The sequence below is a fragment of the Streptomyces spinosus genome (assembly GCF_020400655.1).
GTDB lineage: Bacteria > Actinomycetota > Actinomycetes > Streptomycetales > Streptomycetaceae > Streptomyces > Streptomyces argyrophylli.
This window is the reverse complement of the sequence record NZ_JAINRC010000014.1, coordinates 1-19572: the sequence shown is the minus strand read 5'-3', so window position 1 is coordinate 19572 and position 19572 is coordinate 1. Positions and strand designations below refer to the sequence as shown.

14 protein-coding genes and 1 pseudogene are annotated in these 19572 nt (G+C 72.0%); 6 read left to right on the top strand and 9 right to left on the bottom strand.

Annotated features, from left to right (window positions below; all coding sequences use genetic code 11):
• Positions 1-119: 119 nt before the first annotated feature.
• The gene (locus LG395_RS25885) at positions 120-1994 is read right to left on the bottom strand and encodes an ATP-dependent nuclease (protein WP_225811423.1); all 1875 of its coding nucleotides are present in this window, start codon (positions 1992-1994) and stop codon (positions 120-122) included.
• Positions 1995-2316: 322 nt separating this feature from the next.
• Here LG395_RS25885 and LG395_RS25880 point away from each other — a divergent pair, with 322 nt between their 5' ends.
• The 3 genes from LG395_RS25880 to LG395_RS25870 all read left to right on the top strand — a co-directional run bounded on the left by LG395_RS25880 (position 2317) and on the right by LG395_RS25870 (position 5734).
• Positions 2317-3207 carry a phosphorothioated DNA-binding restriction endonuclease gene (locus tag LG395_RS25880; protein ID WP_225811422.1) on the top strand — a complete coding sequence of 297 codons (891 nt, stop codon included), beginning with the start codon at positions 2317-2319 and terminating at the stop codon, positions 3205-3207.
• 134 nt (positions 3208-3341) lie between these two features.
• Positions 3342-4451 (top strand): helix-turn-helix domain-containing protein, encoded by a 1110-nt coding sequence (locus LG395_RS25875; RefSeq protein WP_225811421.1) that lies wholly within the window; start codon positions 3342-3344, stop codon positions 4449-4451.
• Positions 4452-4453: 2 nt separating this feature from the next.
• Positions 4454-5734, top strand: a complete 1281-nt coding sequence (locus tag LG395_RS25870) for a hypothetical protein (RefSeq protein WP_225811420.1) — start codon at positions 4454-4456, stop codon at positions 5732-5734.
• Here LG395_RS25870 and LG395_RS25865 read toward each other — a convergent pair.
• The 4 genes from LG395_RS25865 to LG395_RS25845 all read right to left on the bottom strand — a co-directional run bounded on the left by LG395_RS25865 (position 5650) and on the right by LG395_RS25845 (position 11298).
• Positions 5650-6279 carry a hypothetical protein gene (locus LG395_RS25865; protein WP_225811419.1) on the bottom strand — a complete coding sequence of 210 codons (630 nt, stop codon included), beginning with the start codon at positions 6277-6279 and terminating at the stop codon, positions 5650-5652. The two genes, LG395_RS25870 and LG395_RS25865, sit on opposite strands and share 85 nt — an antisense overlap.
• Positions 6280-6901: 622 nt before the next feature.
• On the bottom strand, positions 6902-9082 hold the full coding sequence (locus LG395_RS25860) for a SpoIIE family protein phosphatase (protein ID WP_225811418.1): 2181 nt from the start codon (positions 9080-9082) through the stop codon (positions 6902-6904).
• A gap of 214 nt (positions 9083-9296) precedes the next feature.
• A complete protein-coding gene (locus LG395_RS25855) occupies positions 9297-9851 on the bottom strand; it encodes a flavoprotein (protein ID WP_225811417.1) in 555 nt (184 codons plus the stop codon).
• Positions 9852-10413: 562 nt separating this feature from the next.
• Positions 10414-11298: a helix-turn-helix transcriptional regulator gene (locus LG395_RS25845; protein WP_225811416.1), complete on the bottom strand. Its 885-nt coding sequence runs from the start codon at positions 11296-11298 to the stop codon at positions 10414-10416.
• A 441-nt stretch (positions 11299-11739) separates the two neighbouring features.
• Between LG395_RS25845 and LG395_RS25840 the strand changes: the two genes are divergently transcribed.
• The gene (locus LG395_RS25840) at positions 11740-13179 is read left to right on the top strand and encodes an MFS transporter (protein WP_225811415.1); all 1440 of its coding nucleotides are present in this window, start codon (positions 11740-11742) and stop codon (positions 13177-13179) included.
• 350 nt (positions 13180-13529) lie between these two features.
• On the opposite strand, the gene LG395_RS25835 is transcribed toward LG395_RS25840, so the two are convergent.
• A complete protein-coding gene (locus tag LG395_RS25835; RefSeq protein WP_171153905.1) occupies positions 13530-14360 on the bottom strand; it encodes a M55 family metallopeptidase in 831 nt (276 codons plus the stop codon).
• Between the two features lie 89 nt (positions 14361-14449).
• Between LG395_RS25835 and LG395_RS25830 the strand changes: the two genes are divergently transcribed.
• A complete protein-coding gene (locus tag LG395_RS25830; RefSeq protein ID WP_103812681.1) occupies positions 14450-14722 on the top strand; it encodes a hypothetical protein in 273 nt (90 codons plus the stop codon).
• 117 nt (positions 14723-14839) lie between these two features.
• Positions 14840-16654, top strand: coding sequence for a phosphatidylglycerol lysyltransferase domain-containing protein (locus LG395_RS25825; protein WP_225811414.1), 1815 nt, complete (start codon positions 14840-14842; stop codon positions 16652-16654).
• Positions 16655-17014: 360 nt separating this feature from the next.
• On the opposite strand, the gene LG395_RS25820 is transcribed toward LG395_RS25825, so the two are convergent.
• From LG395_RS25820 to LG395_RS25810, 3 genes and pseudogenes are all read right to left on the bottom strand, one after another.
• The gene (locus LG395_RS25820) at positions 17015-18448 is read right to left on the bottom strand and encodes a sensor histidine kinase (protein ID WP_225811413.1); all 1434 of its coding nucleotides are present in this window, start codon (positions 18446-18448) and stop codon (positions 17015-17017) included.
• Positions 18449-19177 carry a response regulator transcription factor gene (locus tag LG395_RS25815; RefSeq protein ID WP_225811412.1) on the bottom strand — a complete coding sequence of 243 codons (729 nt, stop codon included), beginning with the start codon at positions 19175-19177 and terminating at the stop codon, positions 18449-18451.
• Between the two features lie 265 nt (positions 19178-19442).
• Positions 19443-19572, bottom strand: a pseudogene (locus tag LG395_RS25810) (oxidoreductase); the annotation flags it as partial.

Sequence of the window (19572 nt, the reverse complement as noted above, 5' to 3'; positions counted from 1 at the left end):
GCCTCCGGTGGGCTGGCACAAGTGGGAACCGCCGACATTGGAACAACGCAAGGAACGCATGCTCGCACGGCGGCGGCGCCGCGGCGGTACCAGTGAGACCAGGTCAGCGCTGCGCGCTCTTACCCTGCGGCCAGCTTTCTGATCTCGCCGAAGATCTCCCGCAGCTGTGCGGGCACCTGATCAGGGCTGGTGAGCGTGCTCACCAGCCCGAACATCATGTCGGGTTTGCCGCTGGGCCCGTTCGGGCTGTCGTTGCGGAGCATGTTCAGCACTTCCTTGCTGAACTTCTTGCCGCGCTGAGCGGTGAAGTCGTCCGTGGTCCACGGCTCGCCGTCCTTCGGCCAGAGCTCATTGGCGGTCGCGGCCCACAGGTCGTCCGGGAACAGTTCCTCCAACTCATTGAAGGCGTCCGGCTCGCCCACGAAACGGACGACCTCACTGAAAGCACTGCCGAAGAACTGCTGGAGTCGGGCTTCCTTGAAGAGCCCCTTGGGCAAGGTGCGGCTGTCGGCGTCCACCATGAGCATCACGGAGCGGCCATGCGCGACCAGATAGTGAGCGAGGTGCAGGGCCCCCTCATTGTTGAAGCACGCCCACAAGGCGATGCCGGCCGACTGGAGAGACTGGCCCTCCGACAGCCGGAACAGCATGGGGATCACCCGCTGTTCGGTGTCGCCCTCGACAGCCAGAAAGCAACGCTCATGCAGCAGAACAGAGTTGCGAAGGCCGACTGCCGCGGCCATGCGCCCCAAGTGCACGTCGATGTCGTCGTGGGTGTCGGCCCCAAGCCGCTCGATCACCGTCCGTCCGTGCTCCAGTCGCAGATGCACGACGTCGGCGATGTCGACACCGTCGATAAGGTTCATGGAGTGGGTGGCGACGATTACGTTCACATGGGGCAGCGCGCTCTGGTCACGGATGAGCTGCATGATCTTGCGCTGGTGCCCGTAGTCGAGGTGCGTGTCCGGCTCGTCGTAGATCACGATCGTCTGTACCGGAGGCGGGACATCCTCGGCGGCCTCAGGGTCAGCTGAAGAGTCGACGTCGGCGAACTCCTCGCGTGTGAGCAGCTGGCTGTTCCACTCCCAGATCGCCAGGGAGATACGGCGTGCGCTACCTAGGCCGGAACGATCCAGGCCCACGGTCTCGCCCTTCGTACGGGCGATTCGCAGCGGCGCACCCCGGAAACCGTGAGTGAACGAGACCACAGGCTCGACATCAACATCAGTGAGGTCGTCGCAACGGCTCTGAATGTGCTCGCACAGAGATCGGGCGTCGTCCTGAAGTCGCTCCTTGATCCCGGCCTCGATCGACTGCAACTGGCCCTCAAGCGTGGGGTCCGCCATATGGGCCTGGTAGCGGCCCATCAGCGCGGTCTTCACCGCAGCGTCGGGATCGGCCGACTTCCCGTCAAACGGCATCAGCCGGGGCATGCGGCGCTCCATCTCCCTCAGAGCAGGAACCCAGCCCGACATTGAGGCGTGAGCCATGCCGTACCTGCATAGGGCTGGCTCGATGTCGCCGCGCTTTATGGACGACAGCTCAGGAAGCAACTGCTTGGCGAGGGCTCTCACCTCGTTGAGGGACAGCTTGGAAGGGTCTCGCAGTCGTTCGTCGTCCGCGAGCGGCGCCCAGCACTCAAGGACGGGGTCCTCACCGTTGACAGCGCGCCGCCGTACGCGCAGCTCCTCGGTCGGGAAGCCGAACGTTTCCAACTCCCAAGAGTCGAGGGTGAACTGCCCCTCCACCCATGTGGTCGAACACCGCAGGAGAGGCGCCGAGTCATCGACGTCCACGCCATCCGAAGCGTCGAGCTCGTACGTACGATCGTCCTCGGTCAACTGCTCATTGCCCACAAGGAACGCCAGCGCGGCAAGCACCGCGCTCTTACCGCCGTCGTTCTGGCCGGCGAGGATGGTCGGTGTGCTGACCGGAATGTCACGGACGTCCTTGAGGGATCGGAATCCGCACACGGTGAAGCTGTGCAGGTGCACCGTTCTCAGCCGCTCCGTTCCCTAGCGCCTCGGGGCAGGCGCAAGCCACCAGGGGCGCCTCGCCCCAGACATCGACCTGGGCAACAGCCAACCCAGGCGCATCATCTTATGTCTTGTGGAGATAGCCTGTTGGCGCTGTGAACGGATCTGACCGATTCAGACCGACACCGAGCGAGGCCTGCCTGCCTCGGGCTCAACGTCACGGCTGACGGGGCCTTCATCGCCCCCGAACCGCACCACGCCCGCGTCCTGTTCTCAGGCATGCAGCCGTCCTGAGCAGTGTCCACACATGGGCGGGCAGGCCCGTCTACGATCAGCCGCCATGGACTGGCTGGAGCGGATAGCGAAGCTGAGGCAGTGGACCAGGAGCGGTACCCGCGCTCCGCACAAGCCGCTGCTGCTCCTGTACGCCCTCGGCCGGTTCCAGGATGATGCCGACGGCGGCCTGCGATACACCGCGGTGGAACAGGACTTGCAGCGCCTGCTGACCGAGTACGGCCCACCCAACAAGACGACACCCGCCTACCCCTTCCACCACCTGGCCAGCGACGGCGTATGGGAAGTCCGCACCGATCGCGGACCGGGAAGCCCTGGAAGCGGGGTACGGGACCTTCGCAAGACAGGCGCCACCGGGCAGCTAGCGCCGGACTTGAGAGCGGCGCTGCGACGCGAACCGGACCTGCTCGGCAGAATGGCGCGATTGCTGCTCGACCTACACTTTCCACCCTCCCTGCACCGAGAACTGTGCGAAGCCGTCGGCCTGGAACTGGAGCCAGCGGAGGCCGAGCAGCTCTCGGCCGTACGCAGGCAGCGGGACCGGAGGATGCGGGAGCTGGTGCTGACCGCCTACGAGCACCGGTGCGCCTTCTGTGGATACGACGGCAGGATCGCCGCGGTGCCCGTCGGACTGGAGGCCGCCCACGTGCGCTGGTGGGCGTTCGGAGGCCCCGACGAGATCGAGAACGGGCTGTGCCTGTGCTCGCTGCACCACAAGCTCTTCGACAAGGGTGTCCTCGGCCTGGGAGACGACCAACGCATCCTGGTGTCACAACGCTTCGTGGGCCACAGCCCCGCCGCCCGCGACCACGTCATAGCCCTCGCGGGCCGCCCACTCATCGGCCCCCAGCCGGGTGCTCGCCCTGTTGCCGCAGTTCACTGCGACTGGCACGCCCGACAGGTCTTCCACGGCGAACCGCGCCCTGCCACTGCCTGAACGCTGCTGCGCCCACAATCAACTGTTCAGAGAGTGGCCCTCACTTGCAGCGCTACTTTCATCATATGACGCCGAATCAGCCACGGAATATTTTGTGCTACTGTTTTGAGGTCTGATACGAGGTGGTGTCGTGTATGGCGGTCACTGAGCTGCAGGCGCAGCCCGGGATGCTCGTGCTGGCGCGCGAGTCCCGCGGGCTGACGCAGGCTGAGGTCGCCGCGGCTATGACCAAGGCGTCGCCAGGCGGCGCCACGCCGGTTTCCCAGGGCTACGTAAGCCGAGCCGAGGCTGGTCGTCTCGTCGTCACACATGAGCGTCTTGAGCTGTACGCTGCCGCGCTTGGCTACCCTCCTGAGTTGCTGTGCCTGGATCCGCAGGTCAGCGGCATCGGGGTGGGCCTGGTCCACCACCGCAAGAAAGCAGCTCTGACTGCCTCCGCTCTGCGACGCGTGCACGCCCATGTGGCGCTCTCACGGATTCAGCTGAACGGCCTGGCGTCCGCAGCGGCATTGCCGCCAGTCTCACATCGCTTCTTCAGGGTCCCACTGGATGACCTCACCACCCCGAAGGACGCTGCCCGGCGAGTCCGCAGGGAGTGGAGCGTGACCCCCGGTCCGGTACTCAACATGGTCGCGGTGCTGGAGAATGCCGGCGCACTGGTGATCACCCGCGACCTGGACAGCGACCTGTTGGACGCCGTAAGCCAGTGGGAAGCGGGCGGGCATCCTCTGCTCCTGGTCAACACCCGGGCACCGGGCGACCGACGTCGCTTCAGCATCGCGCACGAGCTGGGTCACCTGGTGATGCATGACGAGCCGGGCACAGGGTCCACGCAGGAGAAGCAGGCCGACGCCTTCGCTGCCGAGTTCTTGATGCCTGCCTCCGATATCCGGCAGGCGTTCTCCGGCGGCGTCGATCTGGCCAAGCTGACGGAGCTGAAGCGGGTTTGGGGTGTCTCCATGAGCGCGCTGCTGCGCCGTGCCCAAACGCTCAACGCCGTCAGCGAGTGGCAGTACCGCACCCTGATGATCGAGATGTCAGCGCTCGGCTACCGGACCGCAGAGCCTGTTGATGTCCTCCCTGAGCAGCCGCAGCGCCTCGTTGTCCTTGTCGACACCTTGCTGACCGACCGCCAGATGACTCTGGAGGATGCGGCTGCCTGCGCGCACCTGCTTCCTGAAGACTTCCAGCGCCTGTACGTCGAGGGCGTCGGTTCATCATCATTCCCGGCCTTCCGAAGGTGACCATGACCGACCGTTCCGCCCCGCTGCCTCGTCCGCGCTCCGATCTGACCGAGCCTCCCGACGCTGCGGGTGCGCCAGACCGGCCGGACAGCCTGAACGGTCTGCAGGGCCGCATGCTGATCCAGGTCAGCGCCGCCCGGCTCGGCTACGTCCAGGGGCAGGTCGACCCGGTACGCAGTGGGCTCATCCTGTGTGGCACCGACGCCGTGAAGAAGGCCGGCGCCCTGCGATACAGGGAGGGCTACGCCGCTCCGCTCCTGATCGACCCGGCGGTGTACGAGGTCAGCGCCGCGACCGAGGAGAACCCCTTCCCCTACGACGTCGAGCCCACGCTCTTCCTCGACGATCCCCTGGAACTGTCTCTGGCCGAGCAGCGGGACGCCGGAGCAACGCTCCCCATGACCCCCACCGGCTACATCAGGGCCGAGGACTCCGATGCCCTCCGGGCCGCCGTGACCCGTGTCCTGGAACTCGACGATCCAGAGGTGATCTTCGCCGCTCCGGTGGATGTCTCCTGGCTACGCGACGAGGAATCGACCCGCCAGCTCATCGCCTACCTGCGGATGGTCAAGGGGCCGAAGGCCATCATGCTGGGCGGACAGATGGACCCCCTGGCGCGTTACGCCAAGGCCGTAAGCCATCTCAAGCAGGTCATCGAGGAAGTCCCCGGGGCTGCCCTGCTACGCACGGATCTCGCGGCATTCGGCGCGCTGGCCTTCGGTGCCGCCTTCACAGCCTTCGGCGCCAGCAGCCGCTACCGGCACGTCGTCGCCCCCGGCGAAAAAGCGCAGACCAACAAGAGCATCCCCGTCCAGTCACCGCACGTTCTCTTCCCCGACCTGATGGCCTTCTTCCTGGGTGAGACGATCGCCAAGCGTTACGGTGGCGCCGATGCTCCGGTCTGCTTCTGCTCGGCCTGTGCCGGCAAGCTCGCACTGGACGCCTTCACAAGCAACCGCGGCGAGCTTCCTGCCGCAGCGGCGGCACACAACGTCGCGGTCCTCATGGAGTGGCTGCGTGCCCAGACTTCGGTCAAGCCCGGCACAGCACGCCAGCAGTGGTGGTTCGACCGCTGCCGTAAAGCTCTCGATCAGTACGAACTGATCAACACGTCCATCAGGCAGCCGAAGGCGTTCAAGCCTCCGGCACAGCTCGATCGATGGGCGTCGACCGCTCGCGAAACCGCCAAGACACCGGCTCAGACAGCCGCCGCCGAGCGTAGGCGCTGGTACACATCCTCGACGAACCACCAGGCCGCAGCGGTGTGCCGGGGCGGCCTGTAGTCCTCCGGCTCCAGTACCAGCTCGACCTCGTCTCCAGAGGCGACGAACACGCCGATGCCATAGAAGTCGGCCTCGACGAGAACCTCATCCAGTCGGGCTGGAAGACGGTCCAAGAGCATGGCCCGGCGGCAGAAGGGAGCAAATTGGCCCGCTCGCTCAAGGCCCTGGCGCCACCCGGAAGCGCGAACCACAGCAAGATCCACCTGCAGGGGCCGCACGGCACGTCGGGTGACCGTCTTCCGGTCTCGCTCCACCGCTCCCGACGGCAGCCCTCGCACCGCCCGCCGCGCCGGCGAGTCCAGCGATTGCAGCGGAACAGGAACGTCCACCGGGAGTGTCAGCAGGCACTCAAGATCGGGCAGCTTATCCACCCGGGCGGCGGAGACTTCCTCGCGCCGCGCATGCTCGCCCTCGTTCAGACGGTAGAAGCACAGCGCCTCGGTCCCGAAGACAGAAACAGTTCGGGCCTGCCCGCCCGGCTCCAGCAAGGCGCGAGAAGCCTCCCGCACAGAACCGCCCGTCAGGGAACTCGCCAAGGTCACCATGGCCCCCACCCTGCCTCACTGGGATTCGACCGCATGCAGCGGCCCCGCGTTCATCCAAGCCGTATGCGTACGGGTACACCTACCAAACAGCTCAAGACGCCTCGCGGACACTGCCCGACTGAGATCCTTCTCCGCATCACTGCCCTCATCACGGCGCCCTAGGCGCGAAAGCTGGGCCTGAACGCGCCTCCCCAGCCACGTCCCCGGAGGGCACATCCAGGGCACATGAGCCTGGGAAACGGCGTTGACCCGTGAGAACTACCGACACGAGTTCCCGCAGGTCGACGCACACTTCACCGAGAAACCCCAGGTCAGCGCCCCGTCCCTCCCATTCGCTGCACGAGGGGCAGGACTTCAGCCACCGGTTGCACGAGGCGGGGCATCAGCCGTACTGCCTTGTGTGGCCCTGAGCGGAGGCTCCTTGGCGGGTGGGCGGGGCTTCCGGGTCCCGCCCTCGGCATGTGCGGGGAGGGGCCGTCCTCCATGCCACGCACACGCCGACACGACGAGCGGCTTCCCGGCCACCCGCGCGGAGCACGTGTGAGTGTGGCGGGAAGGCGTCGCTGGGTGTTGACGGAGGTGTCACTCGCCGTCCGGGGAAGGGATCCGGGCCCTGAGGAGGTCACACCCTTCCTTCGTCGTTCCGAGGCTTGGGCGTCTTCTCCGGCCCCGGTGCGCACGTGCCGTACGGGCTGATCAGGAGCAGGGCGACGTCGTCGCTGCGGGGCGCGGTGTGCTGGGCGTGGGTGATGAGGGTGTCGGCCAGGGCGTCCATGGAGTGGTACCGCTCGTGGGCGAGCCGGCCGGCGAGGGCCGTGATCGCGTCCTCGATGTCGGTACCGGGGGCCTCGACGAGCCCGTCGGTGTACAGGGCGAGCACGGCGCCGGGAAGCAGCGGGACGTTCATCGTCGGGTAGTCGGCGGCGGGGTCGATGCCGAGCAGCAGCCCCGGAGGGGGCTCGAGGATCTCGGTGCGGCCGTCCGGATGGCGCAGGACCGGCGGGGGATGCCCGGCGGTGGCCAGGCAGGCGCTGTGGCGGACGAGGTCGAGGTGGGCGTAGAGGCAGCTGGTGAACAGGCCGGCGTCGAGGTCGGTGAGCAGGCGGTTGGTGCGGGCGAGGACTTCGCCGGGAGGTGCGCCGGCGGAGGCGTGGACGGCGGTGCGGACCTGCCCCATGAGGGTGGCGGCCTGGACGTTGTGCCCCTGGACGTCTCCGATGGTCGCGGCGACGGTTGTCTCGTCGAGGCGGATGAGGTCGTAGAAGTCGCCGCCGACGTCCATGCCGTAGCCGGCGGGAAGGTAGCGGGCGGCCACGTCCAGGCCGGGGACGCGGGGCAGGGTGCGGGGCAGCAGGCCGGCCTGGAGGTCGTGGGAGAGCTGCTGCGTGGCGTCGTGGAGACGGGCGCGGTCCAGCGCCTGCGCGATCAGCCCGGCGGTCGAGGTCAGGACGGAGCGCTCCTCGGCGGGGAAGGCGCGCGGCCGGTCGAAGGCGAGGACGAGCGAGCCGACCGGGCGTCCGGAGGTGATCAGCGGCAGGAACGCCCAGGCTGCCATGTCGTCCTGGAGGACGGCGGGAGGATAGGCCGTTCTCAGGTCGTCGAAGGTGCCGAAGAAGCTCGGGATCCCTGTCGTCAGGACGTGCACCGCCGGGGTGTCGGACGTGAGGGGAACCGCGTCGAAGCGGTCCATGAGCGCGGCGGAGTAGCCGTGGAAGCCGATGATCCGCAGTCTGCCCTCCTCCGCGGCCATCAGGGCGAGGGCCTGGGCGCCGAAGGCGGGCAGGATCTGGTCGGCGACCCTGTCGACGACGTCCTGGACGCCGACCGCCTCGGTGAGCGTGGCGGCCAGGTGCATCAGGTGGTAGAGCGCCGTGGCCCGGCCGGGTTCCGCCGGGGGCGCGGGGTGCAGCAGGTGCGGAGGGGGCGCGGCGTCGGCCGAGGACGTGGGGACGATGCGCACGCTGATGCCGGACGCGTCCGGGTACAGGTGGAACGACAGCCACTGGTCGGGGGGCCGCCGGGCGGTGAAGGACGTCGGCCGGCGGCTCAGCACGGCGGCCCGGTAGCGGTCTTCGGCGACCGGGTTGTCCAGCCACGCCAGCGCCTCCCAGGGCCGGGCGCCCAGCAGTTCGGGAATGCCGGCGCCGAGCAGCTCCGCCGCGGCGGTGGTGAGGAAGGTGATCCGGCCGTCCGGGTCGAGCGCGCAGCAGCCGCTGGGAAGGCGCTCGGCGAAGTCGGCCGCGGCCTGGGCCTCGGCCGGTCCGGCGGCACGCTTGCGCGACGGGGACAGGATCCGCGGCTCGGGCCCGGCCAGGACGCGTCCGCTGTCGGCGGCCCGCCGCAGGATCGGGCCCAGGCGGCGGCAGGCGTCGGTGATCAGCGCCCGCTCCCGTGTGCTCAGTGCGGGAGGGTGCGCGCTGGACCAGTGCAGCACCAGGCCGCCCCACCTGCGTGCGCCGGTGCTGATCGGCGCGGCGACCAGGGCGAACGGGTGCGGCAGGACGAGCGCCAGCTGCGGATAGCGGCGCGCCAGCTCCTCCTGGCTGCCGATCCACACCAGGGCCCCCTGCCGTACGGCGTCGCTCACCGGGCTCGCGGCCTGCAACGGGACGCGGGCCCAGGGCGAGGCGATCCGCCGGGAGATCCCGCTCAGCACCGCGAGCCGGAGCACCTGCTCGTCCGGGCACAGGACGTAGAGCCCGCCGGCGTAGGCACCGGTGTCGCGGGTGCAGCGGTCCAGGACGCAGTCCACGGCGTCCGGTCCGGAGCCGGGGGAACGGGGGTCGGTGGCCGTGCCGGACACGCTTCACGCTCCTGTGCGGGGGCACCGGCGACGGCGAGAGGGCGGCTCCGGCGGCGCGGCACCACGCCGGCCGGACCAGACGGCACTCATATACGGACCATACGTCCAGCGGGCGGTGGCGGCAGCGCGCCGTGCACAGGGGCCGGCCGGCCTGCGCGGCCGGGGCCGCGGGCGCGGGGAGCCGCGTCACCCCGCCGTGCCGACGGTGCCGGTGTCACCCCGCCGTGCCGACGACGGGGGCCAGCAGTTCCAGGGCCTCCTCCCAGCGGAAGCGGTCCGCCGCGCCGTCGGCCTTCGGCGGGTGGTGTGCGCTGGAGCCGATCAGGACGCCCATCGAGCGCAGGCGGTCCAGGCTCTGCCGGTAGGCGGGGTGGGCGGCCTGGGCGGAGTTCAGGTACGGCAGGGCCACGGTCGGGACGCCCATGCCGTACGCCTCGCACAGGATGCCGAGGGCGAGGGTGTCGGAGATGCCGGCGGCCCACTTGTTGATCGTGTTGAAGGTGGCCGGGGCGACGGCGATCGCGTCCGGGGGCGGCAGCGGGCGCGGCTCTCCCGGTGAGCGCCAGGCGGAGCGGATCGGGTAGCCGGTCAGGGCCTCGACCGCCTCCGCGTCGATGAAGCCCAGGCCCCGGGGTGTGGCGACGACGCCGACGTCCCAGTTCGCCTCCTGGGCCGCGGTGACGAGTTCGCCGACGCCGGGGGCGACGCCGCTCGCGCAGACGACGACGTAGAGGAAGGGCTTCTTGTCCGGGGCGGTCGGCACGGTCACGCGGGCACTCCCGTTCGGCGGTGGATACGGCGAAGTCCAGGCAGGCTACGTCGGCGAAGGCTGGAAGGGGGAGCCGGTGCGTGTCCCCGTGCGGGGCGGTGGCCGGCCGGCCACGGGACCGGGGCCCGGGTCCTCGTCCGGGCGGACCGGCCCTCGTCGGCTCGGGTCCCGGTGGCGCGGGCGACCGTGATGTGGTGGTCCCGGCCGGGGGTCTCTGGTTCGTCCACGGCCGCTACGGCCAATTCCTCCGCGTTGATCCGGGAGTGGCCGCCGGGCGTGGTCAGGAGAGTCGTCGAGCCGCGGACGGTCGGGCATGGTCAGGAGAGTCGTCGCGCCGCGGACGGTCGGGCATGGTCAGGAGAGTCGTCGCGCCGCGGCGGTAGCGGCCGGTGCGGGGGCCGGGCTCCGGCACCCCCGGGCCGGCCCTGGTCCCGATGGCCGGCGGACCACGCCGCGTCGAGTACCTGGCCCGGAGCCACTTCGACCGAGCCCGGCCACCCGCGCGGTGCTCGGCGTCCTCGGGGTGCCGGCGGGGGCGCGGGACGCCGGGTGACGCGGGTGGTCAGCGCGCGTCCAGCACGGGCGGCGCCGGCTCGGCGGACGCCGTCGTGCCGGCCAGGAGGCTCAGGGCCGCGTCGGAGGGGGTGCCGGGTTCGGCCGTGTAGGCGATGAGGCGCTGGCCCGCGGGGCCCGGCAGGCACAGGTTCTCGAAGCTCAACTCCAGCGTGCCGACCGCCGGGTGACGCAGGGACTTGCTCCCCGAGGCACAGGTGCGGACCGGGTGCCGGGCCCACAGGGCGGTGAACTCGTCGCTGTGGATGGACAGATGGCCGATCAGCTCGGCCAGTGCGCGGTCGTCGGGGTGCCGGCCGGCGACCAGGCGCAGGGAGGCGACCGCGAGGTGGGCCTCCTCCTTCCAGTCGGCGTACAGGGCCCGGTAACGCTCGTCCAGGAACAGCATCCGGATGAGGTTGGGGCGGGCGGCGGGGGTGGCCGGGGCGTCCCCCGGCAGGTGGGCGGCGAGCAGGGCGTGGCCCAGCCGGTTCCAGGCGAGGACGTCGTTGCGCCGGTCCAGGATGAGCGCCGGTACGCCGGTCATGGCGGCGAGCAGCTGACGGGCCGACGGGGTCGCGTGCTCGGCGCGGGGTGCGGCCGGGCGGCGCCGGGCGGCGGGGCGGGCCAGGTCCCGGAGGTGGGCGGTCTCGTCCTCGGTGAGGCGCAGGGTGCGGGCGATGGCGTCCAGCACGGAGTCGGAGACGCCGGCCGCGCGGCCCTGTTCGAGGCGGGTGTAGTGGGTGATGCTGACGCCCGCGAGCAGGGCCAGCTCCTCGCGGCGCAGCCCGGCGACCCGGCGGCGGGCCGGCGCGGTCGCGAGGCCGACGTCCTGCGGACGCAGCGCGGCACGGCGTGACTTGAGGAACGCTCCCAGTTCGGACGACGCGTCCATGCGGGCCTCCGGGGGGTGTGGCGGGTGCCCGCGCGGGTGCGGGGCGCGCGCCTTCCGGGTGTACGGCGGTCGTCGTCCATCCTGCCCGGCGGGCGGCGCGAGCGGGACACCCGAGGGTGGTCACGCGATGACCACCCTCGCGGCGGCCGGTCGCAGGGAGGTTCTGGCCGGGACGGGCGGCACGGACGACTCTTGTGCCCGGCGCCCCCACCGGGCACCGGCAGCTCCGCCGGCACCGGCACCGGCACCGGCGCCTGCGCCGCACTGCGGCACCTCCGCGCAGCACCGGCAGCCCGCAACACCCGCGACCCAGTTCACCGGCACCTCCGCCGAAGCCCGGCGCCTTTGCCGAAGCCCGGCGACCACGGCGCGGGTGCTCGCCGCCCGTCGGCGCCCGCGCCGCCCACGAACGCATCCGGCACCAGAAGGGACCGTCTCGTCATGTCCGTCACCGTCACCCCGCAGCCACCCGGCGTCGGCGCCGTCCTCACCCCCCGGCTCCGCCTGGTACTGGTGCTGCTGCTCGCGGCCCAGTTCATGCTGGCCGTGGACTTCTCCATCCTGAACGTGGCCCTGCCGGTGATCGGCGCCGGTCTCGGCTTCCCGCTCGCCCGTCTCCAGTGGATCGGCACGGCGTTCGCCCTGTGCGCGGCCGGGTTCACGCTGCTGTTCGGGCGGGTCGCCGATCTCTTCGGCCGCCGCCGGCTGTTCCTGGCCGGTCTCGCCGTCCTCGGCGCGGCCTCGCTGGCGGGCGGACTGGCGCGGAGCCCCGACGTGCTCATCGTGGCCCGGGTGTTCCAGGGGCTGGCCACCGCCGCGGTGACCCCGGCCGGTCTGTCGCTGCTGACGACGTCCTTCCCGGAGGGCCCGCTGCGGGAGAAGGCGCTGGGCCTGAACGGGGCGCTGATGTCGGCCGGTTTCACCACGGGGGCGGTCCTCGGCGGCCTGCTGACCGACCTGCTCTCCTGGCGCTGGGCGTTCTTCGTCAACGTACCGGTGGCCCTCGCCGTGCTCCTCGTGGCGCCCGCCGTCATCGCCGAGTCCCGGCCCGAGGAGCGGACCGGGCTGGATGTGCCGGGTGCCGTCACGGTGACGCTCGGACTGCTGGCCGTCGTCCTCGGTCTGACGCGGGCCGGTGAGCACGGGTGGGGCGCGCCGGACGCGCTGCTGCCGCTGGCGGCCGGGGTGGTGCTGCTGGGTGTGTTCGTGGCGGTGGAGCGGCGGGTCCCCGCACCGCTGGTGCCGCCGCACGTGCTGGGCAGGCGGTCGGTGGCGTGGGGGAACGTGGCCGGTCTGATCGCGTTCCTGACCGAGACGTCCCTGGTGTTCCTGCTGACCCTGTACCTCCAGGAGGTGCTCGGCTTCTCGCCGTTGGCCGCCGGGCTGTCGTTCGGTGTGCTGGGCGCGGGGACCGTCGTCGGCGGGGCCCTCGCACCGCGGCTGATCGGCCGCCTCGGCGCCACCCGGGTGCTGCTGGCCGGCGGCCTGGTCCAGGCCCTGTGCACGGCGGCCCTGCTCGGGCTCGGCACCGGCCGTTCCTCGCTGTGGCTGCTGTCGGCCGCGACCTTCACGGGCGGTGTGGGCAACATGCTGGTCATCGTCGGCTTCATGGTGACCGCCACCTCGGGTCTCGCCGACCGGGAGCAGGGGCTGGCCACCGGGCTGGCGACGATGACCCAGCAGATCGGGATCACCATGGGGACCCCGGTGATGAGTGCCGTCGCCACCGCCGCGATGAGCGGTACGGGGGCCGTGGCCGTCCTCGGCGGTCTGAGGACGGCGATCGCGCTGAACGCGGCCCTCGTGCTCCTGGGCACCCTCACGAGCGTGCTGTTCCTGCGGGACAGGGCGCGCCGGCACCCGTCCGGCCGGTCCAGCTGACCGCGGCCGGTCCGCCGCGGCCCCGCTTCCTCGGACGCCCGCGCCCCGTACTGCCGTATCCCGGTGAAGTGGGCCCGGCGGTCGCACTGGGCCGGGACCACCCGGCGGGCTTCGAGGAGGCGGCCGGCGGTGGCCGCACCGGCGCCGTCGAGGACGGTCCCCGGGCCGGGGCCGTACCGGCCGCCGCCCACCCCGCCACCCGGATCGTGCCGCGCCCCGGCCGCCCTCGCAGCCGGCGCCGCCGGCCTGCTCACCGGGCCGGGCGCGGAGCGCCTCACGGCCCGCGCGTCCCCGACCCGCGACCGCTGCCTGCTCCGCCACCGCCGACGCCGCCGGCCCGCCGGCGGACGTCAGCAGTACGGCGGCTGGTTGGTGAGCGACGCCGCCACCCGCGTCCACACCCCGAACTGCCGGTACAGCGCGGGCAGCGGACCGCTCGCCCGGACCGTCCTCGGGTCCTCGGCCGTCACGCCGGGGATGCCGAGCAGGGTGGCGGCGACCGAGGCGGACTGCCAGCGGACGGTCAAGGTGGCCTCGGCGGCGCAGGGCGCGGGACGGCGCGGGTCCTGGGACAGCGCCCGGGCGACCGCCTCCTCGATGGCCGCCCGCGCCTCCGCCGCCGGCCGCAGCTCAGCCGCGAACCGGTCGCGTGCGTACTTCACCGGGACGGTGACGACCGACGCGTCCCACTCCGTCATCTCCGCGCACGCCGCGTCGTCACCCGTGAGGGCCACGACGGGCACCCCGAGGGCGGCGGCCGTGGCGTGCGCCAGACCTATCTCGCCGACCGGGCGGCCGTCCAGCCACATGTCCTCGATCTCGTGGCCCATGAAGCTGTGGCTGAGCACGCCCAGGGCACCGGCCCGGGAGTGGTAGCCGACGCACAGGGCGGCGTCGTACTCCCCGGTCAGCCCCTCCAGCATGCCGAGCTGCTTGGGCTTGCCGCGCACCAGGCGGGCCGCCGGGTGCAGCGCCTCGGGGAGCAGGTTGCGCATCGGCCCGTGGGCGTCGTTGACCAGGATGCCTGTCGCGCCGGCCGCCAGCGCGCCCCGTACGGCGGCGTTCACGTCCTCGGCCATCATGGTGCGGCCCCGCTCGTAGTCCCGGCCGCCCGGCTGGACGTCGTCGGCGTCGACGAGCCCGGTGATGCCTTCCATGTCCACGCTGATGAAGATCCGCACGGCGTCGACCCTATCCGACCCTACGTATTGTAGGTTCCCAAGCGCCGACGGCCACCGGGCTGTTCACACGTCTGTTCAACGGGGGACCCATGCAGGACACCACGGAAGCGGAGCCCGGCACCGAGGTCTGCGCACGCAGTCTCGCGCCGACGCTGACCGTGCTGATCGTCAGCCTGGTGATCGCCGCCGTCGGTGTGTACGAGCTGTGCGGCTTCGGGCTGCACAGCCTGGACCGGCGCCCGCACCTGTTCAGCGACGGCCTGGCGACCGGCGGGGTCATCGTCGCCGCGGTGGCCGCCGGGGCGGCGGTGGGCAACCTGGCCTGGCTGCTGACGGCGGCCCGGCGCGGAGGCGGCGACTGAGGACCGCCGCGGGAGGAGAGGCTGTGCGCCGGCCGTGCGGATACGCGTCCCGCCGGTACCCTACAGGCTGTAGGGTCTGCGGTGCCCCGTCCCCGTCCCCGAGGGTGACCAGTCGCCATGCCCGCAGCACAGACGACGTCCGAACAGCGGACGACCACCGCACGACAGTCCTCCCCCGTTCCGCCGCGGCCCCCCGCTCCCCGCCGCGCCGTCCGCGTCCTCACCCCCCGCCTCCTGCGCATCGGCGGCGACCACCGGCTGCGCGCCCGCGCCGCCACGGCCACCGTCTGGTACCTGCGCCTGCTCGCCGCGCTGAACCTCGCGGCGGTCGTGTCCCTCCCCTTCCGCGAAGAGGTCCACGAACACAACGCGGGCCAGTACTTCACCCCCTACCTGGCCACCGCCGGACTGGTCTCGGCGGCCCTCGCCCTGTTCCTCGCGGTGGTGATGCGCCGCCGCAAACGAGCCGCCTGGCTCTTCAACCTCCTCCTCGCCGGCCCCCTCCTCGGCCTCTACGCCGCCGCCCTCACCCGCGCCCCCTACCGCGAGCACGCCTTCAACTGGGTCTCCACCGCCCTCACCGGCCTGTTCGTGGCCGCCCTGCTGCTCGGGCGCCGCGAGTTCGACGCCATCGGCGACCGCTCCAACCCGCGCCTGGCCCTCGTCACCGGCATCGGCGGCACCCTCGTCGGCGGCGGCCTCGGCACGCTCCTCGTCCACGCGACGAACAAGGTCACCGGCGCCGGCCTCGCGGACGAGATCGCCTACACCCTGCTGCGCGGCATCAGTGTCGGCCCGCTCGCCGACCACGTCACCGCCGTACAGGCCCCGCGCTGGGTGGACGTCGTCGTCAACATCCTGATGGCCGTGGCGTTCCTCGCCGTCCTCTACGCCTGCTTCCGCGCCCCGCGCGGCGCCTGCCTGCTCGCCGAGGAGGACGAACACAGGCTCCGCGACCTGCTGGAGCGCCACGGCGAGCGCGACTCCCTCGGCTACTTCGCCCTGCGCCGCGACAAGGCCGTCGTCTTCTCCCCCAGCGGCAAGGCGGCCATCGCCTACCGTGTCGTCGGCGGGGTCAGCCTCGCCTCCGGCGACCCGCTCGGCGACCCCGAGGCCTGGCCCGGCGCCATCGACGCCTGGCTCGCCGAGGCCCGCCGGCACGCCTGGACCCCGGCCGTGATGGGCGCGAGCGAGGAAGCGGGCACGGTCTACGCCCGGCACGGCCTGGACGCGCTGGAACTCGGCGACGAGGCGATCGTCGACCTCGCCGACTTCACCCTCGAGGGCCGGGCCATGCGCGTGGTCCGCCAGGCCCACAACCGGGTCCGCCGGGCCGGCTGCACGGTCCGCGTCCGCCGCCACGAGGACATCCCGGCCGAGGAGATGGCCGTCCTCGTGGAGCGCGCCGAGCGCTGGCGGGACGGCGCCACCGAACGCGGCTTCTCCATGGCCCTCGGCCGCCTCGGCGACCCGGCCGACGGCCGCTGCGTGATGCTGGAGTGCCGGGACGCGCAGGGCGAACCCCGCGCCCTGCTCAGCTTCGTGCCCTGGGGAGAGCGCGGCCTCTCCCTGGACCTGATGCGCCGCGACCGCGCCTGCGAGAACGGCCTGATGGAGTACATGGTCGTCGAACTCCTCCTGCACGCCAAGGAGCTGGGTATCGACCGGGTCTCGCTCAACTTCGCCATGTTCCGCTCGGTCTTCGAACGCGGCGCCCGCCTCGGCGCGGGCCCGGTGCTGCGCCTGTGGCGCTCGACCCTCACGTTCTTCTCCCGCTGGTGGCAGATCGAGTCCCTGTACCGGGCCAACGCCAAGTACCGCCCCGTGTGGGAACCCCGCTTCCTGCTCTTCGCCAAGAGCAGCGACATCCCGAGGATCGGCCTGGCGAGCGCCCGTGCCGAGGGCTTCCTCACCCTGCCGGGCCGCTCCTAGCCCCCGTGCCACAGGGCGGGCGGCCACGCGGAGCCCGCGGCGTCACCGGGGGTAGGAAGCCCGTGCCGTCGCCCGCCCCCCGGGGTCGCAGGCGCGCGGTGCGGGGCGCGGTGGTGCCGCCGGCGAGGCACCGCCGGTCCGGGTCCCAGCCGAACGGCATCCGCTCGTCCGCGCCGTCCCGCCGCACGGGCAGCGACCGGTCCTTGCCCTCCCCGCCCTCGCGGTACGGCGGACGCCTGGCGCGCGGGCAGATCGAGTCCCTGCACCGGGCGAACGCCGAGTACCACCCCGTGCCCGCGAGTGCCCGGAGACACGGCCTGGATCGGCGAGTGCCCGCAGACAGGCCCGCTGCCGCAGGCGTCAGGCACCGCCGCCGCCCGGGACGATCCCACCGCCCACCGTGAAGCCGATGACCGCTCCCCCGCCCTCCCGGCGGAAGGCGAACGGTGCTCCGCCGTGGGCCATGGCGACCTCGCGGACGATCGACAGGCCGAGACCCGAACCGGGCAGGGAGCGGGCGTCGGCGGCGCGGTAGAAACGGTCGAAGATGCGGACGAGGTCGCCCTCGGCGATCCCCGGCCCCCGGTCGCGCACCTCCACCCGCACCGTCCCCGGCCGCGCCGGCCCCGTGACGCAGATCTCGATCGGCGACTTGCCGTCCCGGTCGAACTTGGCCGCGTTCTCGACCAGGTTGGAGATGGCCCGCTGGAGCATCCCGGGCCGCCCGTCGGTCGTCGTGTCACCGCTCGCGCGCAGCACGATCTCCCGCCCGGTACGGCGCCGGGCCAGCCCCACGACGTCCTCGGCGAGGTCGGCGAGGTCCACCCGCTGGGGCGGCTCGCTGTCCGACTGCCCGGCGGCGAGGTCGACCAGCTCGTTGACCAGGTCGGTCAGCTCCCGGGCCTCCTGGGAGAGGTCGGCGACCAGCTCCTCCCGAGAGGCGGGCGGCAGCTCGTCGATCCGCCGCAGCAGCGAGATGTTCGTACGGAGCGACGTCAGCGGCGTGCGAAGTTCATGGCCCGCGTCCTGCACCAGCCTGCGCTGGTCCTCCTCCGACTGCGCGAGCCGCCCCAGCATCCGGTCGAAGGCACGGCCGAGGCGCCCCACCTCGTCCAGCCCGGCCACCGGCACCTGGATGCCCAGCTGCCGGGTACGGGCGACGTCCTCGGCGGCCGACGTCAGGATCACCAGACGCCGGGTGATCCGCCGGGCCAGCCACCAGCCGAACAGCCCGGCCGCCACCACGACCGCCGCCATCAGGATCAGCGTCCGCTGTTGCAGCGCCCGCAGCAGGTCCTCGGTGTCGCTGAACTCCTGCGCGACCTGGACGGCCCCCCGCCCGTCGCCGAGCGAGACGGTGGCGATGCGGAACAGGTCCGCGTCCACGCGCACGTCCTTGTGCTCGACCACCTGCCCGGCCGTCCGCGCGAGCGCCGTGGCCCGGTCCCGGGAAGTGACCGGCAGGACCGGGCTGCCGTGGTCCACGATCTGTCCCCGCGCGCCGAGCACCTGGACGTCGGTGCGGGCCGGACGGACCAGATCGTGCCCCGGACGGGAGGAGGAGAAGTCCTCCGGACCCATCGTGTGCTGCCGTACCTCGTCCCGGACGTCCTGCACGACCTGCGTGAACACCGACTGCTGGTCCACCCGGACGAGCCGCGCGGCGGAGTTGTACGACATGATGCCGACCAGGATCGTGACCGCGGCGGTGACGGCGGCGAAGGACACCGCGAAGGTGGTGCGCAGGGAGACCAGCTTCGGCCGGGGCCGGTCCGGCAGCCACCGGCGGCCCACCTAGTCCTCCCGCAGCACGTAACCCACGCCCCGCACGGTGTGGATCAGCTGCGGGGCTCCGGGCTCGTCCAGCTTGCGGCGCAGGTAGCCGACGTAGACGGCGAGGTTCTTGGAGCCGGGGCCGAAGTCGTATCCCCAGATGCGGTCGTAGATCGTGGAGTGGTCGAGCACGATGCCCGCGTTGCGCACCAGCAGCTCCAGCAGCTCGAACTCGGTCCGGGTCAGCTCCAGCTCACGCCCGCCGCGCCAGGCCCGGCGGGCCTGGAGGTCCATACGCAGACCGGCGGCCTCCACCTGCCGGTCGGAGGACACCTGTGCCTCGCGGACCGGGCCCTCGGGGACAGCGCCGGGCACGGGCACCGGACTGGTACGGCGCAGCAGCGCGCGCAGCCGGGCGAAGACCTCCTCGACGTCGAACGGCTTGACCACGTAGTCGTCGGCGCCGGCGTCCAGACCCGCGATGCGGTCGGCGGTCTCCACGAGGGCGGTGAGCATGAGGATGGGCGTGCGGTCCCCCTCGGCGCGCAGCACCCGGCACACCTGGAGCCCGTCGATGCCCGGCATCATCACGTCGAGGACCAGCACGTCCGGCGGGTTGCGGTGCGCCTGCGCCAGCGCTTCCACGCCGTCGGCGACCGCCGTCACCTGGTACCCCTCCAGCGTCAGGGCACGCTCCAGGGCATGACGGATGGCACGGTCGTCTTCGGCGAGCAGCACAGTCTGGGGCACATTCCCAGTCTGCCAAGGCCTCCGTCGGTTCGACCGGGCCCGCCGGACCTACGATCACCCTTTTTACCGGCCTCTCACCGACAAGGAGGCAACCGGCGAAACCCCCCGGACCACTCAGCCGGCGCAACGGTCACAGGACGTGGAGGACGACCATCCGGCCGCCGCGGACGGCACCCGGCCCGGGCGGCGACCGCTCGGCCGGCCGAGCCGGCACCCACCCGGGACGGCGGCCTCTCGACCGGACGAGCCGGGTGGGTGGGCCAACTCAGCGCCGCAGCGCCGCGAGCTGCTCGGCGAAGGGCACAACGGCCTCCTCCCCCCGCCGCGGAGCCAACGGCATCAGCGCGGCCAGCTCTCCCGCGGCCCGGTCGATGCGTTCGGCGAGTCCTTCGGCG

Excerpts from the sequence above, each read along its gene's own strand:
- LG395_RS25880 (WP_225811422.1), top strand. The coding sequence starts at position 2,317 with ATGGACTGGCTGGAGCGGATAGCGAAGCTGAGGCAGTGGACCAGGAGC.
- LG395_RS25875 (WP_225811421.1), top strand. The coding sequence starts at position 3,342 with ATGGCGGTCACTGAGCTGCAGGCGCAGCCCGGGATGCTCGTGCTGGCG.
- LG395_RS25870 (WP_225811420.1), top strand. The coding sequence starts at position 4,454 with ATGACCGACCGTTCCGCCCCGCTGCCTCGTCCGCGCTCCGATCTGACC.
- LG395_RS25865 (WP_225811419.1), bottom strand. The coding sequence starts at position 6,279 with ATGGTGACCTTGGCGAGTTCCCTGACGGGCGGTTCTGTGCGGGAGGCT.
- LG395_RS25845 (WP_225811416.1), bottom strand. The coding sequence starts at position 11,298 with ATGGACGCGTCGTCCGAACTGGGAGCGTTCCTCAAGTCACGCCGTGCC.
- LG395_RS25840 (WP_225811415.1), top strand. The coding sequence starts at position 11,740 with ATGTCCGTCACCGTCACCCCGCAGCCACCCGGCGTCGGCGCCGTCCTC.
- LG395_RS25830 (WP_103812681.1), top strand. The coding sequence starts at position 14,450 with ATGCAGGACACCACGGAAGCGGAGCCCGGCACCGAGGTCTGCGCACGC.
- LG395_RS25825 (WP_225811414.1), top strand. The coding sequence starts at position 14,840 with ATGCCCGCAGCACAGACGACGTCCGAACAGCGGACGACCACCGCACGA.